Below are 6,857 nucleotides of genomic sequence, written 5' to 3' on the forward strand. Positions count from 1 at the left end.
TGTTCGATGCTGTGAGTGCCCACACAGATTGCTTGATTCAAATTGTTAAAGAGCGTCACGCTTGTCGCGTTGAGGAGGCGCATATTACGCTTCTCACTTCGAAAGTCAAGCGATTGTTTTCGCTTTTCTTTCGGCGCCTGCTTCACAAGGAGGCTGGCTCATCAGGTTGGCGTGTTCCGCCGTGCTGGTAGGGGCGCATTATAGGGAGCCGCGCCGGGATGACAAGGGCTTTTTCAGCAAAAAAGCTCGTTCGCTCAGATATTAAGCAACCACCTCTTTTTTTGTTCGAAATGGCATCAATCCTGACTATTGCCGGATTTAAATTGAACATTTGAAAAGCTAATTTATAATTAACATCTCAAATACTCAATTGGAATGCCCTCATGCATCAAATCCTCGATAGCCATAAGGAAGAGCAAATCGTCCCGCTGTTCCGCTTGGGGTTCCGACCCTTCTTCTTGTTCGGAGCTCTGTTTGCTGCCGTCACCATGCTGCTCTGGCTGGGGCAGCTCAACGGTTGGCTAACTTTACCCGGGATTGCCAACCCGATCTGGTGGCACGGTCATGAGATGCTGTTTGGTTTCGGGGCTGCCATCGTCGCGGGTTTTCTGCTCACAGCGGTGCAGAACTGGACGGCCCATCCCGGTGTTCGGAGCTGGCCATTGGCGCTGGTGGTGGGGTTGTGGATGTTGCCAAGGACCTTGTTACCCTGGCTGGGTGAGGAGAATACACTCCTGATGGTGGCAGACCTGCTCTGGTTGCCGCTTTGCGCCTGGTTCCTTGCCAAGCCGATCTTGATAACCCGGCAATGGCGCAACCTCTTCTTCGTGCCCCTGTTGCTGATGCTGACCCTGCTCAATGGCGCCAGCTGGTTATGGCATAAAGAGTGGACCACCGTTGAGCACCTATTGATTACAACTGTGCTGTTGTTTACCACCCTGATCGCCGTGATGGGGGGAAGGGTGATTCCGTTCTTCACCGCCCGGGCAACCGGTCAGGAGAAAGCTGCACCTCTACTCTGGCTGGAACGGACTGCGCTCGCGACACTGTGGCTTATCTTGCTCTGCTGGCTGCTGCTACCCAATGGGTCACCAGCATATATATAGTGCCTCTCTATATAGTGGCGGCGAGTTTGCATCTGTGGCGGCAACTGCGTTGGCATCTGCCATCGACCCTTGCGCATCCCCTGCTGTGGTCACTCCATCTCGCCTATCTGTTTATCCCTCTTGGCCTGCTCTCCCTTGCAGCACATAGCGCGGGTCTGCCCATCACGTTGTCGATGGCCAGTCACCTGCTCAGCGCAGGCTGTATGGGCACCATGATCCTGGGCATGATTGCGCGAGTCTCCCTCGGCCATAGCGGTCGGGCCTTGCAGGTAGCACGCAGGATCACTGGCGCATTCGCCCTGGTTATCGCTGCCGCTACAATGCGGGTGGCGATTCCGCTGTTCTGGCCTGCTTATACCCTGCATGGCTGGAACCTCAGCGCGCTTGCCTGGATCGCGGCCTATGGTCTGTTTGTCTGGGTCTATACCCCGATACTGATCCGCCCCAGAGCAGATGGTCGACCGGGTTGATGACTGCGGAACATGTTCAGGGTGTTGCCACCGGATAGTGAATCAAGTTGTGGAAAATTGCCGGGGCTATGCCCAGATTGCGATAACCATGGGGACGGTCGGCAGCAAAGCGCACCGCCTCCCCTTGCACCAATGAGCGCCACTCCCCTTCCACCAGCACCTCCATCATGCCGCTGATGACGATGACATGCTCGGTCACTCCCGGCTCATGGGGCTCGGATTCACGCTGGTAACCCGGCAACAGGGTCAGCTCAAGCAATTCGAAGCCAAACCGGTTTTCATAAGGGAAGAGCGGAGCCACTTGCATGCCCTCTCCCGCTGGCTGCTGGCGAATGGCATCGGCGGTGCGATAGAGCACCTCTGCCTGCGCAGCGGGTGTGGGCTCAATGAAACTGGAAAATGAGACTCGAAAACCGGTGGCTATCTTCCACAGCGTCGCCACCGTTGGGCTGGACTCTCCCCGCTCAATCTGCCCCAGCATCGCCTTGCTGACACCCGTTTCGCGCGCGGCGGCATCCAGGCTCCAGCCGCGCTCGCTGCGCAGCCCCTTCAGTCGAGCAGCCAGATGCTGACTCATCTCTTGCATAACTGCCTCTTTATTACTCTTGCACGATGCACCTTGTGCGCTATAGCGCACAGCGATATAGTCAAAGCTGTATTGTACGTAATAACGCACAGCGCGTCACAACGCCAAGAGGAAGAGTCATGCCCTTCGCACTCCCCCATCTGGTCGCCGGCTTTATCGCCGTGATGGTCGGCTACACCAGTTCCGTCATCCTGATAATCCAGGCCGCCACGGCAGCAGGTACTGATACTGCTCAAGTCGCCTCCTGGCTCTGGACGCTGGGGATCGGCACGGGGGTGAGCTGCATCGGCCTCTCTCTCTATTACCGCATACCCATACTAACCGCCTGGTCCACACCGGGCGCGGCACTGCTGATCACCACGCTGGGCAACTTCACTCTGGCGGAAGCGATCGGCGCCTTTGTGATCTCGTCCCTGCTGATCACTCTGTGTGGCATCAGCGGCTGGTTCGACCGTTTGATGAAACATATCCCGGCTCCACTGGCCGCCGCCATGCTCGCTGGCGTTCTGCTCAGATTCGGATTGGATCTGTTCAAGGTCGCCCCGCAAGATCCCTTGCTGCTTGGCACCCTGCTGCTGGCCTTCCTGCTGGGTCGTCATCTCTGGCCCCGCTATACCATGGTGCTGGTACTGGGAGTGGGGATGCTGACCTGCAGCGTGCGGGGGGATTTGCAACTGGGCACCCTTCACTGGCAACTCGCCAGCCCGGTCTGGACATGGCCAGTCTTCTCCCTTGATGCCCTGTTTGGCATCACGCTGCCGCTGTTCATTGTCACCATGACATCGCAAAACATGGCGGGAATTGCCATCTTGCGGGCCCACGGCTATCAGCCTTACACCTCCTCGCTGATCAGCTGGACTGGCCTGACTGGCCTGCTGCTCGCACCTTTTGGCGGCTATGCCTTCAATCTGGCCGCCATCACTGCCGCCATCTGCATGGGCAAAGAGGTCGACCCAGATACCAAGCACCGCTGGCCAGCTGCGGTATGGGCGGGTTGCTTTTATCTCCTGACCGGCTGCTTCGGCGCAACCGTCGCGGCCTTGTTTAGCGCCTTTCCGGCAGCCCTTTTCACCTGCGTCGCTGGTTTGGCCCTGTTAGGCACCATCGGCAGCAGCCTGCACTCCGCCTTGCAAGAGGATGAAGCGCGAGAAGCTGCGCTGCTCACCTTTATCATTACCGCGTCCGGGATCAGCCTGCTCGGCATCGCGGCTGCCTGCTGGGGTCTGCTGATTGGTCTGGCTATCTATCAGTTCCAATCATATCGACAAAGGAATCAATTGAACCTCAAACCGTGAACCTCTGCACACTATCCACATAAAATGATTCACAAGTGAAACTAATTTCCTTCTAGTGGCGTCAGGGCACCAATCTTCCCGGACATGGTGCCCTGTCAGGTTCCATGCAACGGAGTATAAAAATGAAAAATCAGGCTGTCTTGTTACTACTGGCCATACTGGGTGCTACGAGCGTCCAGGCTGCCGATACGGATCGAGAGCTGGCTCGCCAGCTCGCACTTCAGCAGAAAAACCTGCTGCCCCTGCTGAGCAATCAGCAATATCAGAGCCCGCTTCCCAATCTGCTGCAGAAGGCCAGCCCGCGCCTTAAGCGGCAGGCGACCGATGCCAACCAAGCGGCCATCAGCCGGCAAGGACTGGATGGCGAGGTCAAGCAACTGATGCAGTTGCGGCTGGCCAACACCGATCAGGCCGCTGCACTGCAACAGGGCGTCGAACCGCTGGTCGCCTATGTTCCAAGTGGAGACGAGAAGAGCTGGAGCGCCATTGAAGCGTTCGACAGCGCTGGCAATCCCGTCTATCTGGATGTGGACAAGGCACCGGCCCGGCCGGTTCTGGTAGTCGAAGCCGATCCCGTCAAAGCCAAGAACGCAGGCTTGAAGGTGATGCGCAAGGCGCTGGCCGATGCGGATCTGCAAAGCGCTCCGCGAGTGGCGGCCAGCACGGCGCCACTCAAGACCAGTATCCTGAAAAAGATCAGACTGAAGGATGATCAGGAGCCCTGGCTGCTCGGCGCGGCCGAAGTGTATGCGGTGGTCGCAGGGGTCAATCCCAGTCGGGATGAGCCAGTAGTCGATATTGTCGACATGCCCTACCTCGACTATGACAACACAGACTACACCCCCAACCAGATCCTGGTTTACTGGGATCGCTATCGCTGGGGTGCCGTCGATGTGGTGATGATGGAGCAGGATGACAACGTCAACTACAAGGAGCTGAGCGCCCTGCTGATTGAAGCCCTCAAACTCGGCTTTACCGCGGGTGGCGTGCCGGAAGCACTGCCCTTCCTCGATCTCGGCGGTCGCATCGTCAAGGCACTGCCCGACTCCTGGATGACCAACAACGACGACTATCTGGATACCTTCTACACACTGGAGCAGGATCAGGTCTATCGCCAGTATCCGGGGGCTGCCGGTAATGCGGTTATCGATCTTGAGCCAAAAGAGATCGCCCCGACCAGACCTTGATAATCGGCCATAACGAAAAAGCCAATGAGCAACTCATTGGCTTTTTGCTTTTATCGCGGTGACCACCGGTCAACCCTTGGGACGAACCCCCAGAGTATGGCAGATGGCATAAGTCAGCTCGGAGCGGTTCAGGGTATAGAAGTGGAAATCCTTCACGCCTTCCTGACTCAGCACGCGCACCTGATCGATGGCGATGCTCGCCCCCACCAGATTGCGGGTCATCTGATCGTTATCCAGTCCCTCGAAACGCTGATGCATCCAGCGCGGGATCTTCACGTTGGTAAAACCGGCAAACTTGGCTAGGGTCTGGTAGTTGGAGACCGGCAGGATCCCCGGCACGATTTCGGCATCGATGCCGATGGCGGCGCAGCGATCCCGAAAGCGCAAATACGTTTCCACATCGAAGAAAAACTGGGTGATGGCGCGGTTGGCACCGGCATCAATCTTGCGCTTGAGGTTGAGCAGGTCGGATTGTGCACTCTTGGCCTCCGGGTGCCCTTCCGGATAGGCGGCAACCGAGATATCGAAGTCAGCCTCCGACTTGAGCAGGGCAACCAGATCGGTGGCATACATATCCGGCTTCTCCAACCCCTGCGGCAAGTCACCGCGCAGAGCCACGATGTGACGAATACCGCTGTTCCAGTAGTCGCGGGCGATGGTGCGCAATTCGTCGCGGCTGGCATCGATACAGGTCAGGTGAGGCGCCGCAATCAGGCCGGTCCGCTCCTTGATGTCCTTGATCACCTTGTGGGTGCGATCACGGGTGCCGGAGTTGGCGCCATAGGTGACGGAGACGAACTTGGGTTCCAGCACTTTCAGCCGTTCGATGGACTGCCAGAGGGTATTTTCCATCCCTTCACTATTGGGCGGAAAAAACTCGAAACTGACCGATATATCGCCATTCAAATCTGCCAAGCTCTGGTTGAGCGCCTCAACCTGACGTGCACTGTGAAATCCCATCTGCTCTTCTCCCTGTCCTGCAATCCATCTGCCTACGTCAAAACGGATGTTTGGACGTCTAAACGTCTTTATATTTATGAGCAAAACGACACAAAGTCAACAGGGATTTACCTCACTTCCGATCTGACGAACTTCATATTTACAAAATTAACGGTACGTAACCGAAAAGTGCCCATCCCAAAATTGCCCCAGTCGAGTTATGATGGGGGCAGATCGTCCTGGACGTTCTGAATCTGCGTGTGATTGTTTGGCCGGAGGTTTCTCCGGCCCCTTTTCATCTATTTCCCACTCCTGCCGATAACAGAATGAGTCTTTGCAGGAGCACCATCATGGATACCCACCCCGGCTTTGCCACCGACTTGCTGTTCGATCGCTATCAGGGCGAGGTTGTTCAGCACGATCAGTTCTGGGCGGTTCGCACGCCGGATGCTCCCGACTACTACTTCGGCAACTACCTGCTGCTCCCCACCCCGCCCAGCGACCGTGACAAAGGCTGGCTGGAAGCCACATTTGATCAGCTGATCGGCCAGGATCCTCGAGTGCGCCACCGCACCTTCCAATGGCCACTGGCGGCCGGGCAAAACAGCCGGATCGCCGGTTTTGTCGCAACGGGTTACCAATATATGGAGTGCGTGGTGCTGGCGCTGGATGAACAGAGTTGCCCGCCCCCTCACAGCGACATGAACACGGTTGAGGCACGCACCTTCACCACTGCTGATTGGCCTGAGTGGCTCGACTTCGAACTCAATGAACGGGATGAGGGGCACTCGGAACAGAGTTATCTCCCCTATCTTCGATCCCGTCAGGCGCTCTATCAGGCCATGATTGCCGATGGTCTCGGGGACTGGTGGGGGATCTGGCAAGAGGGGCAATTGGTCGCCAGCTGTGGCCTCTTCTTTTGCGGCACACTTGGGCGCTTCCAGTTGGTACGCACGCACCATGCCTGGCGCAACCAGGGGTTATGCCGCCAGCTGCTGAGTCAAGTGGCTCGCGCAGGATTGTCCCGCGCCAAACAACTCATCATAGTGGCTGACGAGCACTACCATGCCCAGCGCATTTACCGCTCTCTGGGGTTTGTCCCGGTTGCCCGCATCGGCAGCCTCTGCCGCTGGCCCCACGAAGCACAATAAAGCGATACATGCTGGCCACGAGCCATAAAAAAAGGCTATGTCCCAATTACGTGTTGCATGGGGCGCCCCATCGCCTCATGCAAACATGCTTTGATATTTACGCCTTTTCCGTAACGCTCCAGC

General features: G+C 57.1%; 5 protein-coding genes and 1 pseudogene. 4 read left to right on the forward strand and 2 right to left on the reverse strand.

Features of this window, described 5'->3' with window-relative positions:
- Positions 1 to 383: 383 nt before the first annotated feature.
- Positions 384 to 1,576: pseudogene (locus DBR30_RS01300) on the forward strand (NnrS family protein).
- 16 nt (positions 1,577 to 1,592) lie between these two features.
- Here DBR30_RS01300 and DBR30_RS01305 read toward each other — a convergent pair.
- A complete protein-coding gene (locus DBR30_RS01305) occupies positions 1,593 to 2,162 on the reverse strand; it encodes a helix-turn-helix domain-containing protein (protein ID WP_019445207.1) in 570 nt (189 codons plus the stop codon).
- A gap of 119 nt (positions 2,163 to 2,281) precedes the next feature.
- Between DBR30_RS01305 and DBR30_RS01310 the strand changes: the two genes are divergently transcribed.
- Positions 2,282 to 3,457, forward strand: coding sequence for a benzoate/H(+) symporter BenE family transporter (locus tag DBR30_RS01310; RefSeq protein ID WP_108541791.1), 1,176 nt, complete (start codon positions 2,282 to 2,284; stop codon positions 3,455 to 3,457).
- 122 nt (positions 3,458 to 3,579) lie between these two features.
- Positions 3,580 to 4,644 carry a DUF3103 family protein gene (locus DBR30_RS01315; protein WP_108541792.1) on the forward strand — a complete coding sequence of 355 codons (1,065 nt, stop codon included), beginning with the start codon at positions 3,580 to 3,582 and terminating at the stop codon, positions 4,642 to 4,644.
- A 69-nt stretch (positions 4,645 to 4,713) separates the two neighbouring features.
- Here the strand turns inward: DBR30_RS01315 and metF are convergent, their stop codons facing one another.
- Positions 4,714 to 5,604, reverse strand: coding sequence for a methylenetetrahydrofolate reductase (gene metF, locus DBR30_RS01320; RefSeq protein WP_005340191.1), 891 nt, complete (start codon positions 5,602 to 5,604; stop codon positions 4,714 to 4,716).
- 329 nt (positions 5,605 to 5,933) lie between these two features.
- Here metF and DBR30_RS01325 point away from each other — a divergent pair, with 329 nt between their 5' ends.
- Positions 5,934 to 6,734: a GNAT family N-acetyltransferase gene (locus DBR30_RS01325; protein ID WP_108541793.1), complete on the forward strand. Its 801-nt coding sequence runs from the start codon at positions 5,934 to 5,936 to the stop codon at positions 6,732 to 6,734.
- The last annotated feature ends 123 nt before the right edge of the window (positions 6,735 to 6,857 follow it).

Origin of the sequence: Aeromonas sp. HMWF017, assembly GCF_003061465.1 — a bacterium.
Lineage (GTDB): Bacteria > Pseudomonadota > Gammaproteobacteria > Enterobacterales > Aeromonadaceae > Aeromonas > Aeromonas veronii.